16 protein-coding genes and 1 pseudogene are annotated in these 18,136 nt (G+C 73.5%); 9 read left to right on the top strand and 8 right to left on the bottom strand.

The window, feature by feature from the left end:
• Window positions 1-73 precede the first annotated feature (73 nt).
• Window positions 74-1,039: a WYL domain-containing protein gene (locus ABZX02_RS01630; protein WP_355294157.1), complete on the top strand. Its 966-nt coding sequence runs from the start codon at window positions 74-76 to the stop codon at window positions 1,037-1,039.
• Between the two features lie 9 nt (window positions 1,040-1,048).
• On the top strand, window positions 1,049-1,579 hold the full coding sequence (locus ABZX02_RS01625) for a GNAT family protein (protein ID WP_355294156.1): 531 nt from the start codon (window positions 1,049-1,051) through the stop codon (window positions 1,577-1,579).
• On the opposite strand, the gene ABZX02_RS01620 is transcribed toward ABZX02_RS01625, so the two are convergent.
• The gene (locus ABZX02_RS01620; RefSeq protein ID WP_355294155.1) at window positions 1,566-2,249 is read right to left on the bottom strand and encodes a nitroreductase; all 684 of its coding nucleotides are present in this window, start codon (window positions 2,247-2,249) and stop codon (window positions 1,566-1,568) included. The two genes, ABZX02_RS01625 and ABZX02_RS01620, sit on opposite strands and share 14 nt — an antisense overlap.
• Before the next feature lie 85 nt (window positions 2,250-2,334).
• Here ABZX02_RS01620 and ABZX02_RS01615 point away from each other — a divergent pair, with 85 nt between their 5' ends.
• Window positions 2,335-2,793, top strand: a complete 459-nt coding sequence (locus ABZX02_RS01615; protein ID WP_355294154.1) for a helix-turn-helix domain-containing protein — start codon at window positions 2,335-2,337, stop codon at window positions 2,791-2,793.
• 43 nt (window positions 2,794-2,836) lie between these two features.
• On the opposite strand, the gene ABZX02_RS01610 is transcribed toward ABZX02_RS01615, so the two are convergent.
• On the bottom strand, window positions 2,837-3,208 hold the full coding sequence (locus ABZX02_RS01610) for a peptidase inhibitor family I36 protein (RefSeq protein WP_355294153.1): 372 nt from the start codon (window positions 3,206-3,208) through the stop codon (window positions 2,837-2,839).
• A gap of 122 nt (window positions 3,209-3,330) precedes the next feature.
• Here ABZX02_RS01610 and ABZX02_RS01605 point away from each other — a divergent pair, with 122 nt between their 5' ends.
• Both ABZX02_RS01605 and ABZX02_RS01600 read left to right on the top strand, forming a co-directional pair.
• Window positions 3,331-5,220, top strand: a complete 1,890-nt coding sequence (locus ABZX02_RS01605; RefSeq protein WP_355294152.1) for a cytochrome c oxidase assembly protein — start codon at window positions 3,331-3,333, stop codon at window positions 5,218-5,220.
• Window positions 5,221-5,226: 6 nt separating this feature from the next.
• Window positions 5,227-7,416: a heavy metal translocating P-type ATPase gene (locus ABZX02_RS01600; protein ID WP_355294151.1), complete on the top strand. Its 2,190-nt coding sequence runs from the start codon at window positions 5,227-5,229 to the stop codon at window positions 7,414-7,416.
• 4 nt (window positions 7,417-7,420) lie between these two features.
• Here the strand turns inward: ABZX02_RS01600 and ABZX02_RS01595 are convergent, their stop codons facing one another.
• Together ABZX02_RS01595 and ABZX02_RS01590 are read right to left on the bottom strand one after the other, a co-directional pair.
• Entirely contained in the window at window positions 7,421-8,209 is a 789-nt protein-coding gene (locus ABZX02_RS01595; RefSeq protein ID WP_355294150.1) for a hypothetical protein, read from the bottom strand.
• A gap of 38 nt (window positions 8,210-8,247) precedes the next feature.
• Window positions 8,248-10,380, bottom strand: a complete 2,133-nt coding sequence (locus ABZX02_RS01590) for an EAL domain-containing protein (RefSeq protein WP_355294149.1) — start codon at window positions 10,378-10,380, stop codon at window positions 8,248-8,250.
• A gap of 129 nt (window positions 10,381-10,509) precedes the next feature.
• Between ABZX02_RS01590 and ABZX02_RS01585 the strand changes: the two genes are divergently transcribed.
• Window positions 10,510-11,013: a DUF664 domain-containing protein gene (locus tag ABZX02_RS01585; RefSeq protein WP_355294148.1), complete on the top strand. Its 504-nt coding sequence runs from the start codon at window positions 10,510-10,512 to the stop codon at window positions 11,011-11,013.
• A 4-nt stretch (window positions 11,014-11,017) separates the two neighbouring features.
• Here the strand turns inward: ABZX02_RS01585 and ABZX02_RS01580 are convergent, their stop codons facing one another.
• Both ABZX02_RS01580 and ABZX02_RS01575 read right to left on the bottom strand, forming a co-directional pair.
• Window positions 11,018-11,695: an ATP-binding cassette domain-containing protein gene (locus ABZX02_RS01580; RefSeq protein ID WP_355294147.1), complete on the bottom strand. Its 678-nt coding sequence runs from the start codon at window positions 11,693-11,695 to the stop codon at window positions 11,018-11,020.
• Window positions 11,692-12,765: an FtsX-like permease family protein gene (locus tag ABZX02_RS01575; protein WP_355294146.1), complete on the bottom strand. Its 1,074-nt coding sequence runs from the start codon at window positions 12,763-12,765 to the stop codon at window positions 11,692-11,694. The genes ABZX02_RS01580 and ABZX02_RS01575 overlap by 4 nt, the downstream gene beginning before the upstream one ends.
• 176 nt (window positions 12,766-12,941) lie before the next feature.
• Between ABZX02_RS01575 and ABZX02_RS01570 the strand changes: the two are divergent.
• Together ABZX02_RS01570 and ABZX02_RS01565 are read left to right on the top strand one after the other, a co-directional pair.
• A pseudogene (locus tag ABZX02_RS01570) lies at window positions 12,942-14,129 on the top strand (sensor histidine kinase); the annotation flags it as partial.
• Window positions 14,130-14,377: 248 nt separating this feature from the next.
• On the top strand, window positions 14,378-15,013 hold the full coding sequence (locus tag ABZX02_RS01565) for a response regulator transcription factor (RefSeq protein WP_355294145.1): 636 nt from the start codon (window positions 14,378-14,380) through the stop codon (window positions 15,011-15,013).
• A gap of 6 nt (window positions 15,014-15,019) precedes the next feature.
• Here the strand turns inward: ABZX02_RS01565 and ABZX02_RS01560 are convergent, their stop codons facing one another.
• On the bottom strand, window positions 15,020-16,255 hold the full coding sequence (locus ABZX02_RS01560) for a DUF1501 domain-containing protein (RefSeq protein WP_355294144.1): 1,236 nt from the start codon (window positions 16,253-16,255) through the stop codon (window positions 15,020-15,022).
• Window positions 16,256-16,259: 4 nt separating this feature from the next.
• Entirely contained in the window at window positions 16,260-17,540 is a 1,281-nt protein-coding gene (locus ABZX02_RS01555; RefSeq protein ID WP_355294143.1) for a DUF1800 domain-containing protein, read from the bottom strand.
• A gap of 191 nt (window positions 17,541-17,731) precedes the next feature.
• Here ABZX02_RS01555 and ABZX02_RS01550 point away from each other — a divergent pair, with 191 nt between their 5' ends.
• The gene (locus tag ABZX02_RS01550; RefSeq protein ID WP_355294142.1) at window positions 17,732-18,121 is read left to right on the top strand and encodes a hypothetical protein; all 390 of its coding nucleotides are present in this window, start codon (window positions 17,732-17,734) and stop codon (window positions 18,119-18,121) included.
• The last annotated feature ends 15 nt before the right edge of the window (window positions 18,122-18,136 follow it).

Raw genomic sequence — 18,136 nt, 5'->3', positions numbered from 1 at the left:
TCTCCGGCGCTGGAACCGACTCTGTCAGGGGTAGAGGACAGGGAACGTCCGCTACTTGTGCCAAGCTGAAGTCGTGCCCATCGCGAACTCGACGACCACGTCGGCCCGCCTGCTGTCGTTGCTGTCGCTGCTGCAGGTCCGCCGGGACTGGCCGGGACTGGTGCTCGCGGATCGGCTCGGCGTCAGCGAGCGCACGGTCCGCCGCGACGTCGACCGGCTGCGCGAGCTCGGCTACCTGGTGCACGCGGTCAAGGGCCCCGACGGCGGCTACCGGCTCGAGGCGGGCAGCCAGGTGCCACCGCTGCTGTTCGACGAGGACCAGGCCGTAGCCCTCGCCGTGGCGCTGAAGGTCGCGGTCAGCACGGGCGCGGGCATCGAGGAGGCGGCCGCACGGGCGCTGGCCACATTGCGCCAGGTCCTGCCGTCCCGGCTGCGCCACCGCGTCGACGCGCTGGAACTGGAGTCCGCGGGCCGCGGCACGCAGGTCGACACCGAGGTGCTGCTCAGGCTGGGCGACGCCGTCCGCGCCCGTGAGGAGCTGCGGTTCTCCTACCGCGCACCCGGCCGGGAGGACGACACCGTGCGGCGCGTGCAGCCGCACCACCTCGTGGTCAGGGCCGGCCGCTGGTACCTGGTCGGCTGGAGCACCGACCGCGACGACTGGCGCACCTACCGCGCCGACCGCATGGACCTGCGCATCCCGAACGGCCCGCGCTTCACCCCGCGGGAGGTGCCGGGCGGCGACGTCGCGACGTTCCTGGCCGCCCGTTTCAAGGGCTCGGACACCGACGCCTGGCCGTGCCGCGGCGAGGTGGTGCTCGACCTGCCGCTCGCCGAGGTGGCGCCGTTCGCGGGCGGCGACGTGGCGGAGGAGGCCGGTCTCGGCCGCACCAGGCTGCTGACCGGCGCGTGGTCGTGGGCCGCGCTGGCCGCACGGCTCGCCCGGTTCGACGCCGAGCTCGAGGTGGTGGGACCGCCGGAGCTGCGGGAGGCGTTCGCGGAACTGTCGCGCCGCGCCGCGCGGTGGGCCGATCGCTAGCCTCGCACCGTGATCCTGACGAGCGCCCGCCTGACGATCCGCCCGTTCCGCCCCGAGGACGCCCCGGCGCTCGCGGACTACCGCTCGGACCCGGACGTGGCGCGCTACCAGAGCTGGGACGCCCCGTTCCCCCTCGACGCGGCGACGCGGATGATCGCGGAGATGACCGATCCGGCGGCGCCGGGCTGGTTCCAGTACGCGATCGACCACGAGGGCGAGGTGGTCGGCGACGTCGGTGTGGGCCTGCACGACAACCTGCTGCAGGCGGCCATCGGCTTCACCCTCGCCCCCGCGCACCAAGGGCGCGGGTACGCGACGGAGGCGGTGCAGCGGATGCTCGCGCACCTGTTCACCGACCGCGGGCTGAGGAGGATGTCGGCGGAGTGCGACGCCCGCAACACGCGGTCGGTCCGGCTGCTGACCAGGCTCGGGTTCCGGCAGGAGGGGCACCGCGTCGAGCACACCTGGGCGAAGGGCGAGTGGACCGACGACCTGCTGTTCGGCCTGCTGGCGCGGGACTTCCCGGCTAGTGCCAGGTGACGGCACTGCCCGCGTCCGCCCGGCTGGTGCGGAAGCCGTTCACCGGGTGCGCGAGGTCGGGGTAGCCGAACGAGACCCCGACGACCACGCGCCGCGTCTCCGGCAGCCCGAAGTGGTCGCGCAGGAAGCCGGAGTACCCGGCCAGTGCGGCCTGCGGTGCCGCCCCGAGGCCGAGGCTCTGCGCCGCCAGCAGGAACGTGTTCAGGTAGAGACCGCAGTCGATCGCGCCGTACACGCCGAGGTCGGCCTCGGTGGTGATGATCGCGACGTGCGGGGCGTCGAACAGCTCGAAGTTGCGCATCATCTGGCGGGCGGCGCCCTCGTGGTCGCCTCGCTCGACGCCGACGCTCGCGTAGAGCTGCTTGCCGCACTCCCGGCGGCGTTCCTGGTAGGCGCCCGTGTACTGGGCGGGGAACGGGAAGTCCGGACCGCCGGGGTTGCCGGCTCGGAGGTGCGCGAGCAGGCTCGTGCGCAGCCGTTCGGTGCCCTCGCCCTCGGTGACGACCACGTGCCACGGCTGGGTGTTGCACCAGGACGGGGTGCGCTGGGCCAGGTCGAGCAGGCGCTCGGTGGTGTGCCTGGGAACGGGCTCGGGCAGGAACTGCCGGCACGTCCACCGCTCGGCGAGCAGCCTCTGCAGCGTCTCGTGCGGTTCTGCGGGCGCGCTCACGGGACCTCCAAGGCAGTCTCTTTTCGAGACCGAAGCTAGCACAGCGCGGTCTCGAAAAGAGACTGCCTTGGGTAGGCTGCGGGGCATGCGGTACGAAGAGCTCGCCGACCTGCCGTGCTCGATCACCCGCCCGCTGGTGGTGCTGGGAGACCGGTGGACGCTGCTGATCCTCAAAGAGGCGTTCGCGGGCGTGCGGCGGTTCAACGCGTTCCAGGCGAACCTCGGCATCCCGCGCAGCCGTCTGCACGACCGGCTCGGTCGCCTGGTGGAGCACGAGATCCTGGCGCGGCGGCAGGCCGACGACGCGGAGCACCCGGAGTACCGGCTCACCCGCAAGGGGCACGACCTGTACCCGATCCTGATGGCCATCAAGGACTGGGGCGACGCCTACATGGCGCCGGACGGGCCGCCCGTGCACTACCGGCACCGGGAGTGCACGGGCGAGGCCCGGGTCACGCTGGCCTGCGACTGCTGCGCGGACGTGATGACGGCGCACGACGTGGTGCCCGAGGCGGGACCGGGCCTGGTGGCGTACCAGGGCTGACCCTTCCCCGGCGACGGTCGCCGGGGAAGGGTTCAGCGCGCGATCAGCAGGGACGCACGTAGTGCACCCAGCTCCAGTCCGCGTCGCGGTCGTCGGTGTAGGGCGCGTCCGAGGTCCAGCGGACGATGCCGTTGTTGTCCTTGAACTGGGCCCGCGCCCCGCCCGTCTGGTTGTTGATCCACGAACCGCGGCTCGTCCAGGGGATGTAGTGGTCGCGGCACTTGTACATGTCGATCACCGTGCCGGTGAAGTTGATGCCCGAGTAGGCGCAGAAGTGCCCGCGTCCGCAGGTCGCGGCGGCGCCGACCTCCCCCGGCTGCGGCGCCGCGCTCGCCGTCGTGGTGCCGGCCGCGAGCGCGAGCACCGCTCCGGCCACCGCGAGACCTGCCCTCGTGAACTTGCTGCTGTCGAACAAGGTTCCCCCTCTGTTCGGGTGTGCGAAGCGAACACAGGCACGTTCTCAGCGCGACCTTGCAGAAACCTTTCTGGGTCCTGGCGGAACCGCGGGCGCCCTTCGTCCGACTGGTGGGCGTGAGGGTGAGCAGGTCCGCGGTCGCCGCGGTGGTGGTGTCTGCGGTGGTCGTTGTCGTCGTCGTGGTGTGGGCGGGTGACGTGCACGCCGTGCTGGGCGACAGCGATCCGGGCAGACTCACGACGCTGGCCTTCGCTCTCGTGCGCACGCTCGCCAACGCGGCGGCGACGATCACGGTGGGAGCACTGGTCTTCGCGTGCTTCGTGCTGCCCGCGCCACCTCGTCGCGCCGGGCTGACCGCGCAGTCGTTCGCCGCGGTCCGGCTCGCCGCCACCGCCGCCGGGGTGTGGGTCGTGGCCTCGGTCCCGGCCGTGGTGCTCTCCACTTCGGACGCGACCGGGCAGCCCCTGAACGTTGCCCTGAAGCACCTCCCTGACCTGGTGGCGGCGGCCGAGGAACCCAAGGCCTGGCTGGTCACCACCGCGGCGGCGGGGCTGGTCGCCGTCGGTGCGCGGTGGACGCTGACGTGGGTCACGGCGGTGCTGTGGCTGGTGCCCGCCCTGGTCGGGGTGCTCGCACCGGTCGTAGCCGGGCACGTGGCCAATGGGGCGTGGCACGACGTGGCGACGAACGCGGTGGTCTGGCACGTCCCGGCAGCTGCGGTGTGGGTCGGCGCGCTCGTCGCGCTGCGCGGGTACCTACGGCACTCCCCCGGCGACACCTCGCCCGAGGTGGTCCTGCGGCGCTATCGGCGCCTCACGTCGTGGTGCGCGGTCGTGCTGGTGCTCAGCGGCGCGGTGGTGGGCGCGGTGCTCGTCGGACCGGCCGGGATCACCGGCGGGTACGTGGTCCTGTTGTCCCTCAAGCTGATCGTGGTGGCAGTGGTCCCGCTGGCGCGGGCGCGTTGGGATGTGCGGTGGCCGCTCGGCGTCGAACTGGTGGCGCTGGGACTGGTGCTGGCGGCGTCCACCGGTCTCACGCACCTGTTGCCGCCCGCGTGGGCGTTGTCGCGTCCCTCGGCCCAGGAAACCGTGCTGGGCTTCGAGCTCCCGGACGGTCCGTCCGCCGCGGAGCTGGTGCTGGGCTGGCGGCTCGACCTCGTGCTCGGCCTCGGCGCGGTGCTGGCGGCGGCGTCCTACGTGGCCGGTGTGCGCGTCCTGCGGCGGCGCGGAGACCGGTGGCCCGCAGGAAGAACCGTCGCGTGGGTCGCCGGGTGCGCGGTGGTGCTCGTCGTCACGTCGTCCGGGCTCGGCCGGTACGCGTCGGGCATGTTCAGCACGCACATGGTGGCGCACATGGCGTTGACGATGCTCGCGCCCGTGCTGCTGGTGCTCGGCGGGCCGGTCACGCTGGCGTCGCGGGCCTTGCCGCCGGAACCGCGCCAGTGGGTGACCGCGCTCGTGCACTGCGGGCTCGCCAGGACCGTCGCGCACCCGGCGGTGGCGGCGGTGGTCTTCGTCGGTTCGTTCTACGTCCTGTACTTCTCGGACCTCTTCGGCGAGATGATGCGGTTCCACTGGGCGCACCAGCTGATGAACGCGCACTTCCTGGCGTCCGGGTACGTGTTCTTCTGGCTGGTCGTCGGGGTCGACCGGGCACCGCGCACGCTGCCGCACCTGGCCCGCCTCGGCCTGCTGTTCTCCGTCATGCCGTTCCACGCGTTCTTCGGCGTGGTGCTGATGAACAGCCAGGGCGTGATCGCCGAGGACTTCTACCGCACGCTCGGCCTGACCTGGCTGCCCGACCTGCTCACCGACCAGCGCCTCGGCGGCGGGATCGCCTGGGCCACCGGGGAGATCCCGATGCTCGTCGTCGTCCTCGCGCTGCTGCACCAGTGGGCGCGGGCCGACCGGCGAGAGGCCGTGCGGTTCGACCGCGCCGCCGACCACGGACACGACGACCGGCTGGCCGCCTACAACGCGATGCTCGCGGAACTCTCCGGACGAAGGAACTGACCCACCATGACCACCGCGACGGACACCTCCGTCGAACTCTCCGTGCAGGGCATGACCTGTGCCGCGTGCGCGACCCGCGTCGAGCGCAAGCTCAACAAGGTCGACGGCGTGCGCGCGACCGTCAACTACGCCACCGAACGCGCGATAGTCCACCTGCCGCAAGGGATGCTGCTCGACGACGCCGTGCAGGTCGTGCGCGATGCCGGCTACGACGCGGCACCGGCCGGGCAGGAACGGCACACCGGCGACGTGGTGGGAGCGCTGCGCCGGCGGCTCGTGGTCGCGGCGGTGCTCGCCATCCCGCTCGGCAACCTGTCGATCAGCCTCGCGCTCGTGCCCGCGCTGCGGTTCCCCGGCTGGGAGCTGCTGTGCGTGCTGCTGGCGCTGCCGGTCGTCGCCTACTCGGCCTGGCCGTTCCACCGCGCCGCGCTGCGCAACCTGAGGCACGGGTCGTCCAGCATGGACACCCTGGTGTCGCTGGGGGTGCTGGCCTCGTTCGGCTGGGCGGTGTGGTCGGTGCTCGCGGGCTCCTCGGGTCCCGGCTACTGGCTCGGCTTCGGCGTCACCGACGGCGGCGCGGACGCGGTCTACCTCGACGTGGCCGCCGGCGTCACGACGTTCCTGCTCGCCGGCCGCTACTTCGAGGTCCGGTCCCGGCGCAGCGCGGCGGGGCTGCTCGAAGCGCTCGCGGGCATCGCCGCGAAGGACGCGCGGGTGCTGCGCGACGGCGTCGAGACCGCGGTGCCCGCCGCCCAGGTCGTGACCGGCGACCTGCTGGTGGTGAAACCGGGTGAGGCGCTGCCCGCAGACGGCGTCGTGGTCGAGGGACTGTCCGCGGTGGACACCTCGTCGATGACCGGCGAACCCGTCCCCGTCGAGGTCGGTCCCGGCGACCAGGTCACCGGCGGCACGATCAACCGGTCGGGCCGCCTGCTCGTGCGCGCGACGGCCGTGGGCGCCCAAACCCAGCTCGCACAGATGCGGGCGCTGGCCCACCAGGCCGCGCAACGCAAGGCGCGCGTGCAACGACTGGTCGACCGCGTGTGCGCGGTGTTCGTGCCGGTGGTGCTCGCGTTGTCGGCACTCACGCTGGCCGGGTGGCTGCTGACCGGGCACACCGCGCGGGAGGCGTTCACCTCGGCGGTCGCGGTGCTGATCATCGCCTGCCCGTGTGCCCTAGGCCTCGCCACACCGACCGCGCTGATGGTCGGCGTCGCCCGCGCGGCCCAGCTCGGCGTGCTGGTGAAGGGCCCGGACGCGCTGGAGGCGAGCCGCGCGATCGACACGGTGGTGCTGGACAAGACCGGCACCGTGACCACCGGGCGCATGGAGGTCACCGTTACGACGTCCTTCTCCACCCACGCCGAACAGGACGTGCTGCGGTGGGCTGCCGCGGTCGAGGGCGCCTCCGAACACCCCGTCGGCGTGGCGATCGCGGCGGCGGTCCCGCAACGCCCACCCGTGACCGCGTTCGAGGCACTGGTCGGAGCGGGCGCGCGCGGCGAGGTGGAAGGCGTGCTCGTGCACGTCGGATCACGAGATCTGTTGGCGCGACTGGACATCGCGCTGACGACCGAGGCGGAGGAGTGGTCCGCGGCTCTCGGTTCCGCGACGGGCGTGTTCGTCGCCCGCGACGGCATCGTGGTCGGCGGCATCATCCTGCGGGACAGGGTCCGCCCGTCCGCGCGGGCCGCGGTCGAACGGCTGCACGCGCTGGGGTTGCGAACGGTGCTGCTCACCGGCGACCACGAGGAGGCGGCCCGCGCGGTCGCCGCCGAGGTCGGCATCCCCGAGGTCGTCGCCGGCGTCCGCCCCGCAGACAAGGTCGCGGCGGTCGAACGCCTGCGCCGCAACGGTCACCGGGTCGCGATGGTCGGCGACGGGATCAACGACGGACCCGCGCTCGCCTCCGCCGACCTGGGCATGGCCATGGCACTCGGCAGCGACATCGCCGCGCACGCCGCCGACGTCGTCCTGGTGCGCGAGGACCTCACCGTCGTCGCCGACGCGATCACGCTGGCGCACAGCACACTCGCGACGATCCGCGGCAACCTCGTGTGGGCGTTCGCCTACAACGCGGCGGCACTCCCGCTCGCGGCACTGGGCCTGCTCAACCCGTTGATCGCCGGTGCCGCGATGTCGTTGTCGTCGGTGCTGGTGGTGGCGAACAGCCTCCGGCTGCGCAAGGCCCGCTGAGCCGTCACGCCACCGCGGGGCGGCGCAGGCGGAAGAACGCGGTCGCCGCCCCGACGCACACCAGGGCGCCCGCCGCGATCACCGCCAGCGCCGGCTGCTGCGCCTGCGCGGTGGCGACCACCACGGCGACGAGCGCCCACGCCACCGCGAGGCCGTAGGACAGCAAACCCGCTGTGCGCCACAGCAAAGCCACCGCGGTCGCCGTCGCGCCCGCGAGGATCGCGACCTGACCGGCCAGCCCGGCCGGGCCGTCGATCGGCGCCCCGCTCTCGGTCAGCGCGGTCGTCAGGTTGACCCAGATCGCCACGCTGCTCCAGCCCGTGTAGACGCCCAGCGTCGACCACAGCAGCACGCGCGGAACCCGGTGCCAGCGCGCGATCTCGGCGCGCTCGACCAACGCGATCCGCAAAGAAACGAGCAACGCCACCAGCATCACGACGAACACGGCGACCGTCGACCACACCGGTTCCACCTCGGCCGCGACGAGCCACACCGTGAACCCGGCGAACACCACGCACAACGGCTTCGCCAGCCGGTCGCGCACCTCGTGCCCCGGCGACCGGGTGACCAGCGCCCAGACCGCGTAGGCGAGGCACAGCGCCTCGACCAGGCCCCAGATGGAGAACGCGTACCCGGCGGGCACGATCGGCGGTTCGCCCGCGCGGTCCGACGTCCGGAACTCACCGCCGCCCAGTGCCGACACGACCAGCGGGCTCACGACCTGTCCCAGTGCGAGCACCACCAGCAGCACGCGCCACGGCACAGCGGTCCGGTCACCAGCTCGGGCAGTCATGCGGTCCCCTCTCGCTCACCTCCATCGTGGTGGAGCGGTCAGCGGCGTGCATGACGGCGCGCGTCCCAGCTCGCCGCGTCGACCGGCCTGCCGAAGAGGTAGCCCTGCGCGTAGGCGCACCCGGCATCGCGGAGCCAGGCCGCCTGCTCCGGTGTCTCGATCCCCTCGGCGACCGCCTTCGCGCCGAGGACGTCGGCCAGCTCGATGATGCACCGGATCACGCCCTCGGTGCGGCCGTTGCGGCCGAGCGCCCCCGTGAACGAGCGGTCGATCTTCACCACGTCGAACGGGTACCGCTGGAGGTAGCTGAGCGAGGAGTAGCCGGTGCCGAAGTCGTCCAGCGCCACCCTGACCCCCGCGTCGCGCACGGACACCAGGCTCCGCATCGCCGTCTCGTCGGCCCACACGCTCTCCGTCACCTCCACGGTCAACCGGCCGGGGTGCACGCCCGTGGAGGTGATCACCCGGTCCAGCCGGGGCAGGAAGCCCGGGGTCGACAGCTCGCGCGTGGACACGTTGACCGTCACGCCCAGGGAGCGGCCCTCGGTGTGCCAACGAACGGCCTGGGCGCACGCGGACTCGAGCACCTTCTCCCCGAGCGGCACGATGAGACCGGTCTCCTCGGCCAGGCCGATGAACGCGTCGGGCCCGAGCAGGCCCCGGCCGGGTCGCTGCCACCGCACCAGCGCCTCCGCGCTCGTCACCTCGCCCGTCGCGAGGTCGACGATCGGCTGGTAGTGCACGACCAGCTGGCCGTCCTCGACCGCCGTGCGCAGGTCGGCCCTGTCCCGCTGCCGAGCGAGTGCCTGCTCCCCCATCTCCTGGTGGAACAGGCGGACCCGGTTGCCGCCCTCGCGCTTCGCGACGTACATCGCGGTGTCGGCGTCGCGGAGCAGGTCGGCCGGTCCGGTGCCGGCGTGGGACACCGCGACGCCGACGCTCGCCCCGAACGGTTCCGGGGCGCCGGTGAGCTTGGTCAGCACCGACTTCGCCAGCCGGACGGTGTCGCGGACGTCGAAGCCGGGGGCGAGCACCGCGAACTCGTCGCCGCCGAGACGTCCCGCCGCGGTGCCGGGCAGCAACGCGGCGGTGATGCGCGCCGCCACGGCCCGGAGGTACCGGTCGCCTGCCTCGTGCCCGTCGGCGTCGTTGACGTCCTTGAACCTGTCCAGGTCCACGATCAGCAGCCCGACGACCGGATGCGCGGCCATCGCTGTCTGCACGAGGTGCAGGAAGTGCGCGCGGCTCGCCACCCCGGTCAGCTCGTCGCGTTCCGCCTTGTCCCGCAACGCCTCTTCCCACGCCCGGCGCCCGCTCACGTCCACGGCGGCGACGACCGTGTGGTCCGGCCCGGTCTCCTGCTCGACCAGCCCGGTGTGCACGGCGAGCACGAGGCCCTCGCGCGAGTCCACCTCGACCGGGCCGTCCGCGGCCGCGCACCCCTGGCCGCACCGGGTGATGTCGGAGCCGTGCGGGCATGGCACCGCGTACGCCCAGGTGGCGTCGTGCCAGCCGAACATCTCGCGGGCGCGGGCGTTGTGCAGCCGGGGCGTGCCCTGTTCGTCGAGCAGGGCGAGGCCCACCGGGGTCGCCTGGAGCAGTGCGCCCACGGTCCGGCGGGCGGCCTGCTGCGCCCGGACCGCGCGCACGGTCTCGTGCAGGGCGAACGTGCCGATCACCAGTCCCAGCAACGGCATCAGACCGGCCATCGCGGTCTCCGGCTCGACCCGGTCCTGCCGGGCGAACACGACGTGCACGCCCACCACGTAGCCGCCGAGGGCCACCAGCGACTTCACCGGGTAGCGCCACGGGCCGTCGTGCAGGGCGCGCCGGGTCGTGGCGCCGAACAGGAACGCGAGCACGGGTTGCGCGCTGGGCAGGACCAGCGCCGCGCCCGCCGTGACGACGCCCTCGGCCACCGCCTGCGCCCAGCCGTCGAGGCGCGGCCACAGCCACCACGAGGCCATCGAGAGCACCACCAGTGCCGCCAGCGGGAAGCGGGCGATCCCCTCGCCCGCGAACACCAGGTTGCCGGCCAGCGCGAGACCACCCAGCACCGCGAAAGCATTGGTGAGCAATCGAACCAGGCGCAGCGGATCACGGGACGCGTGGCTCTCCGAGTCGTCCACCAGCCCCGATTCGACCGCACTGGCACGGTGCGGATCTGCCACGCCTGCTGCCCCCAGTGGTTCGCGGTTGCTCGGCTGTCCAGCTCAACGAGATGTGCACTATCTGCGGTCAAAAGGTCACAGTGCAACCGCCGTTCGGGTAGGCGCGGGCCCGCGCGGGTATCTGGGGACATGAGTGAGATCAGCCCAACGGACTTGCTGCTGGACGGGTTCGAGCGCGTCGGCCAGGCGGTGGACCAGGTGCTCGACGACCTGTCCCCCGACCGGCTCGCGCACCGGGCCGGTGGTTCCGCCAACTCGATCGCCTGGCTCGTCTGGCACCTCACCCGCGTGCAGGACGACCACGTCGCCGACCTGGCGGGCACCGAGCAGGTCTGGACCGACGGCGGCTGGGCGGAGCGGTTCGACCTGCCGCTGCCGCGCGAGGACACCGGCTACGGCCACGACGCCGAGCAGGTCGCCGCGGTGGTCGCGCCCGCGGACCTGCTGCTCGGCTACCACCGCGCCGTGCACGAGCGGACGCGGGAGTACCTGCGCGGGCTGGCACCGGCGGACCTCGCCGAGGTGGTCGACGAGTCGTGGGACCCGCCGGTGACCCGCGCGGTGCGGCTGGTCAGCGTGCTGGAGGACGACCTGCAGCACGTGGGGCAGGCTGCGTTCGTCCGCGGACTCTGAGCGGTCAGCGGGCGACCGCGCTCAGCCGTCCATCGTGGACCTCGGCGACCTGGTCGACCGCAGCGAGCTGCGCACGGTCGTGCGTGACGAGCACGGTGGCGGTGGCCCGCTGGTGGGTGAGCCGGGTGAGGAGGTCGACGACGGCGGCTCCGCGTTCGTGGTCCAGGGCGCTCGTCGGTTCGTCGACCAGCAGGACGGCGGGGTCGTTCATCAGGGCGCGGGCGATGTTCACCCGCTGGCGCTGACCGCCGGAGAGCTGGTGCGGGCGGCGCCGTGCCTGCGGCGCCAGGCCGACGGCGTCGAGCAGGTCCATCGCGCGGCCGCGGGCGGCGGCCGCGGAACCGCCGCCGATCCGTGCCATGACCTGCAGCTGCTCGACGGCGGTGAGAGCCGGCAGCAGGTTGGGTTGCTGGAAGACGATGCCGATCTTGAGGCGGCGCAGGTCGGTGAGCTCGCCCCGGCCCAGGCCGGTCGTCGTGGTGCCGTCGACCACGACCGTGCCGGCGTCGGGGGTGATCAGGGTGGCGGCGACGGCGAGCAGGCTGGACTTGCCGGAGCCGGACGGGCCGACCACGGCGGTCAGGCTGCCGCGCGGAACGGTCAGGCTGACCTGGTCGAGGGCGGTCAGGCGGGCGTCGCCGTCGGGGTAGGTGAGGGTCACGCCGGTCAGGTCGAGGCTCATCGGGCGCTCCCCAGGGCGGTCAGCGGGTCGACGGAGGTGATGCGGCGGATGGCGAGCGCGGCGCCCAAGGCACCGAGCAGCACCGTCACGGCGGCGGGACCGAGCACCGTGGCGGGCGTGAGGACGAACGGGATCGCGGAGCCCGCCAGCGCGGCGCCGAGGCCCGCGGCGAGGCCGGTGCCGACGAGGGTGCCGCCCACGAGCAGGACGACCGCTTGGCCCAGGGCGTCCCGCAGCAGCCAGGTCGTACTGGCGCCCAACGCCTTGAGCACGGCGACGTCGGCGCTGCGCTGGATCGTCCACACGGTGAAGAACGCGCCGATGACCAGGGCGGAGATGGCGAACAGGAAGCCGCGCATCAGTTGCAGGGAACCGTTCTCGGAGGCGTAGGAGCCGATCGCGGCCAGCGACTCGTCCTTGGTGACCGTCCGGGTGCCGGTGGTCCGGTCGGTGGCCGCGAGGTCGGCGCTCGAGGTGATCAGGGCGATGACCGTCGCGAAGGGACGGTCCGGGGGCGCGGCCGCGCGCCACACGTCGAGGGTGGCCCAGACGACCGGGGTGTGGCTGTACGAGGCGTCCCCGCTCACGGCGGCGACCGCGAGCCGCCGTCCGGCGAGGACGACGTCGTCGCCGGCCCGCACGCCCAGTTCGGCGGCGGCGGGGACGGACAGCACGACGGCGTCGTCCTCGAGCGACCCGCCGTCCGGCGCCAGGGCGGAGCCGGGCCGGACGCCGAAGACCGAGACCCCGGCGCTCCGGTCCCCCGCAGACGCCTTGGTGGTGGTGATGCCGAGCGGTTCGGCGCTGGTGACGCCGGGGGCGGCGGCCCACCGGCGCCACTGCGCCTCGGTGACGGCGGAGTCCGCGTAGGACAGTTCGCGGTCTCCGGCGGGCGCGGCGAAGGCGACGTGGTCGGCGGGCAGGCCGGTGACCGCCGAGACGTTCTGCCGGCCGAGCCCGGCGGTCAGCCCGGACAGCAGGCCGACCAGCAGGGTGATCAGCACGATGACGGTGCCCATCAGGGCGAAGCGCCCCTTGGCGTGCACCAGGTCTCTCCATGCGACGAACACGGCGTCGATCAGTCCTCTCCGGACGGTCAGGGTGGGGGTACGTCCCCACTGTCGTCGGCGGGGTGGTGCCGCGGCATCTGGCCGGGGATGGCACTTCCCGGGCCGGAGGACAGCGCGCGGTCTCCACCTTTCGACAGAGGTGGCGGGCGGCGGCGCTGGGTAGCCTGGGAGGCACTGTGAACGCCGCCGCTCCTTCCCTGACACCGGTCAACCGGGTGCTGACCTGGTGTCTGCACCTGCTGTTCGTCGCCCTGCTCGTCCTGGCGGCGGCACGGGCCGTGGTCGCGGCGCACCCGCGGGCCGCGGTGGTGGTCATCGTGGCGGTGCTGTGCGGCGCGCTGTACGTGGCCGGACCGCTGCTGTCCCGCGTGCGCACGTCCCGGTGGGCCGCCGCCGCGTGGCTGGGCGCCGTGGGTGCCGTGTGGCTGGTGCTGCTGGTCCTCACCGCCGACGGGCTGTGGGTCGCGTTCCCGCTGTACTTCCTGCAGCTCCACCTGCTGCCGCGCCGCGCCGGACTGGTCGCCGTGACCGCGACGGCGCTGGCCGCGATCACCGCGTTCGCCGCCCACCAGGGCGTCTTCAGCCCGGTCGCCGCGATCGGCCCCGCACTCGGCGCCGCCGTCGCGGTCGCCGTCGTCCGGGGCTACCAGGCGCTCTACCGCGAGAGCGAGCAGCGCAGGCGGCTGATCGACGAGCTCACCGCGACCCGCGCCGACCTCGCCGCCGCCCAGCACACCGCGGGCGTGCTGGCCGAACGCGAACGCCTGGCCCGCGAGATCCACGACACGATCGCCCAGGGCCTCACCAGCATCCAACTGCTGCTGCACGCCGCCGGCCGATCGTTGCCCGCCACCCCCGACAAGGCCGCCCGGCACGTCGAACAGGCCCGCCAAGCCGCCGCCGACAACCTGGCCGAGGCCTGCCGCTTCGTCGCCGCGCACACCCCGCCCGCCCTCGACGACACGACGCTCGCGGGCGCCCTGGAACGCCTGTGCACCACCACGAGCACCCGCCACCGCCTCACCGCGCGCTTTCACCTGCGAGGTGAGGCGGTGGCGCTGCCGACCGCGCCCGAGGTGGCACTGCTGCGCATCGCGCAGGCCGCCCTCGGCAACACGATCCGCCACGCGGGCGCCACCGGTGCCGAGATCACGCTGAGCTACCTCGACGACGAGATCGCGCTCGCCGTGGTGGACGACGGCGTCGGCTTCGACCCCGCCGCCCTGCCGTCGCCCGACCCCGGTGAGGGAGGGTTCGGGCTGGCGGCGATGCGCGCCCGTGCCGGTGCGCTGGGTGGGTCGCTCACCGTGGAGTCGCGGCCTGGTGGCGGCACGGCGCTCCTGGCCCGCGTCCCGCTGCCGCCGGAGGGACAGCACCGCACGCTCCCCGAGCCCCGCGCCCTCCAGCCGGCGCGTGGCGGCACTGCCCACGCCCCCACCGTCGAGCCGTCGCCCGGCGCCGCCCACGTTCACCCCACTGTCCAGCCGAATTCCGGCGGCACCGCCCAAGTCACCACCGCCCAGCCGACGCCCGACCGCACTGCCCACACCCCCACCGTCCAGCCGACACCGGTCAGCAGCTCCCACCCCCAACTCCCACCAGGGAGCCACCCGTGACCGGCACCCCCATCCGCCTCCTCCTGGCCGACGACCACCCCGTCGTCCGCGCCGGACTGCGCGCCGTGCTGGAGACCGAACCCGGGCTCGTCGTGGTCGCCGAAGCCGCCACCGCCGAGCAGGCCGTGGCCCGCGCGGCCGAGGGTGACGTCGACGTCGTGCTGATGGACCTGCGGTTCGGCGCCGGGATGTCCGGGGCCGAGGCCACCGCGGCGATCACCGCCCGGCCCGGCGCGCCCCGCGTGCTGATCGTCACGACCTACGACACGGACGCCGACACGTTGCCCGCCATCGAGGCGGGCGCCACCGGCTACCTGCTCAAGGACGCCCTGCCCGAGGACCTGGCGGCGGCCGTGCGCACCGCGGCCGCCGGGCGCACGACGCTCGCGCCCACCGTGGCCGACCGGCTGCTGACCCGGATGCGCGCGCCCAGGCTCGCGCTGACCCGGCGGGAGACCGAGGTGCTCGGCCTGGTCGCCGACGGTCTGTCCAACCGGGCCGTCGCCGCTCGGCTGCACCTCACCGAGGGAACGGTGAAGTCGCACCTGGCGCGGTGCTACACCAAGCTCGGCGTCGAGTCGCGGACCGCCGCCGTCGCCACCGCGACCGACCTCGGCCTCATCCGCCGGTGAGCGACGTCACGCGAACAGACCCTCCAACTGTCCTTTGTGGTCAGAAAGCACCCGTTCCGGCTCCGTGCCCAGCACGCGGTCGAGCAGGGTGGCGTACACGTCGCGGAAGTCCGTGGTCTGCTTCAGGTCCCCGTCGTCGAGGTCGGTCAGGCTCGGCTGCGCGCCGTGGAACCCTCCCTGCACGCCCGCGCCGAGCAGGAAGACCGGACCCGCGGTGCCGTGGTCGGTGCCGTCGCTCGCGTTGGCGCGCACCCGCCTGCCGAACTCGGAGTACACGAGCACCGTCGCCCGCTTGCCCACCCTGCGCACGAACGGGGTGAGCGCGGCGTCCAGTTCGGACAGCAGTCGCTGCTGGGTCGCGCGCTCGTCGGAGTGCGTGTCGAACCCGCCCAGCGACGCCGAGTAGACGCGGCAGGGTGCTCCGGCCTCGATCAGGCGCGCGACCACGTCCAGTTGTGCTCCCAGTGCGCCGCCACCGCCGGCCGACGAGCCCTTGTCGCGCTGCTCGTCCGGGTCGTCGTCCGGCAGCTTCCCGCCCTCGGGGGAACCGGTGAGGGTCGTGGCGGTGTGGCGCAGGTCCGCGATCGACCGCGCCACGCGTGCCTGCCAGTGCTCCTCGCCGTCGGAGGCCTGTCCGAGCGCGGTGAAGGCGTCGCCGAGCGCACCGGACGGGAGTTTCAGGCCGCTCAGCGGGAAGGACGCCGCCGCGGTGCGTTCGCCCGCAAGCATCGGCGGCAGCAGCGGTTCCAGCGAGAGCGCGCGCAACGGGTCGTCGCCCGCGGTCTCGTCGAGCCAGCGGCCGAGCCAGCCGGACGGCACGGACGTGCGGGGCGAGGCGGTCTGCCAGATCGCCATCGACCGGAAGTGGCTGTGGTCGGGCTGGGCGTAGCCGACCCCGCGCACGATCGCGAGGCCGCGGTCGTCCCACAGCTGCTTGAGCCCCTTGAGACCGGGGTTGAGGCCCAGCCCCTCGCCGAGGCCGAGCACCTCCCCCGGTTCGTAGGCGAGGTCGGGGCGCGCGTCCTGGTAGGCGCGGTCCTCCGCCGGTACGACGGTGTTGAGCCCGTCGTTGCCGCCGTAGAGCGTCACGACGACGAGCACGCCCTGGCTCGCGTCGAGCGGGTCGTCGGAAGCCGCCTTCATCAGGTCGTCCCAGTTCACGCGTGTGGCGCCGAACGCGAGGGCGCCGGCCGCGGTGACACCGGACAACGTGAGGAAACGGCGTCGGGTCAGGGTGTCCACGTGCTCACCTGCTCACGACGTATTCGGGGGCGCTCGCCGCCACGACGACGAGCTGCACGGGGTTGGTGGCGACCTTGCCGAGCGCGGTCTTCGTCCGGTCCGACCAGGAGTCGACGCCGAGCAGGCGCCGCACCCCCTCGATCCGGTCCGCCGTGCCCAGGGCCGCCTCGAGGTCGGCGCGTTCCGCCACGAGCTTCGCGAGGTCGAGCCGCGACGGCCACGCGGCCGTCGTCAGCCACGCGCCACCGGCGGGCCAGCCGCCGACGCTCGGCGGACGGAACGGGGTCTGCCCGAGCCCACGCAAAGCGCGCAGCAGTGCGTCAGCCTGCTTGCGCTCGAGGTCGCGCGGCCGCACCCCGAGCGCGCGCATCAGTCCCACGGCCCACTCGACGGGCTGCTTCACCAGCGAGTTGCCCTCATCGCGGAACGCGGCCTCGGAAGCCATGGCGCGCAACAACGTCCGGGTGTCGCGCCGGAACGCGGTGACCAGCCTCGCCAGCACGTCGGCGGCGGGCGGCTGCGCGGACACCATCCGGAACCACGCCCGGCCCACCACGAACTCGGGGCTTTCCTTCCGCTCCAGCACCAGCGTCACCAGCGACTGAGCGGTGAACCGCTCGCTGCGTCCGAAGACCGTCTTGGAGCCGTCGTCGTGGCGCTTGGCCACCAGCTCCGCCTTGCCCGTGTCCGCCCGCACCGTCCAGCCGGTCAACGCCCGCGCGGCCTCCCGCACGTCCTGTTCCTCGTAGTGCCCGATGCCCAGGGCGAAGAGCTCCAGGAACTCCCGCGCGAGGTTCTCGTTCGGCGACCCGGCCCTGTTGTCGTCGCCGTCGAGCCACACCAGCATCGCCGGGTCGACCACCAGCGCCTGGGCGAGGTCCGCGAACGGTCCCAGGCCGAGCCGGCGGAACGTCTCGTTCTGCGCCAGCACCGCCCAGGGAGACCGCACCTTCTGCTCGCTCGTCGCGAAGTGCCCGTGCCAGAACCAGGTCGTGCGCTCCACGGCGGGTCTGCCCGTGGTGACCAACCGGTCGAGCCACCACGTGGTCAGCGCGTGGTCGTCCTCCGCACGCTGCCGGGCCGCGTCCTGCTTCGCCGCGCGGTCGCCCTTGGCGGGCCGGGGCGGGCTGGCGGGCACGGGCGCGGCCACTTCACCGGCGGCGTCACCGCCGAGCAGCGCGTCCAGCGCGGCGTCGAACGTCCTGTCCAGATCGCCGGGCCGCGGGCCCACCCCCAGCCGGTCGTGCAGCCTCCGCACCGCCGCGCGATCGTCGAGTTGCACCATGGCGGACAGTGTTCGTCGGGCGTCGTGGCGTGACCAGCGCTCGGGGAGATCCTTCAGACTCGCTTCAGGCGCTCGACAGGTGGTGTCGAGCGGCCCCCGCGCATCCGGCTGCGCCCGAGGTATTGCGGTACAACGCAATTGCTCCTGATCGCGGCTCACCCGGCAGCCCGGTGGGCCTAGGGTCGTGAGGCATGGAACTGGTGCCCGTGCAGTGGGCCTCGCTCATCGTGATCGCCGTCGACGCTCTCGTCATCGTGGCCGCCTTCCTGACCGGCAGCCCGATGCTGCCGCGGTCCGCGAACGTGGTGCTGGTGGTGATCGCGGTCGTGATGTTGTTCGTGACGCTGTCGCTGACCGGCGGCGGCTTCAACTTCGACAACCCGACGCTGCCGGCGTTCGCGGTCGTGACCGCGGCGGTCGCGTTCCTTGGCGGGGGCTTCCTCTTCGCCTACGCGCTCACTGTCACCAGCGGCGAGCAGAACGACGCGGTGCTGGCCGCGAACCAGCGCGGGGCGGCGGGGCTCGCGGCGGCGCTGGCCGCGATCGCGCTGCTCTACGCCGGGGTCCGCCACCGCAGGTGAGCGCGGCCGGAACTC

Source organism: Lentzea sp. NPDC003310 (genome assembly GCF_040610935.1).
Taxonomy (GTDB): domain Bacteria; phylum Actinomycetota; class Actinomycetes; order Mycobacteriales; family Pseudonocardiaceae; genus Lentzea.
This window is presented reverse-complemented; position numbering and strand designations above follow the sequence as displayed.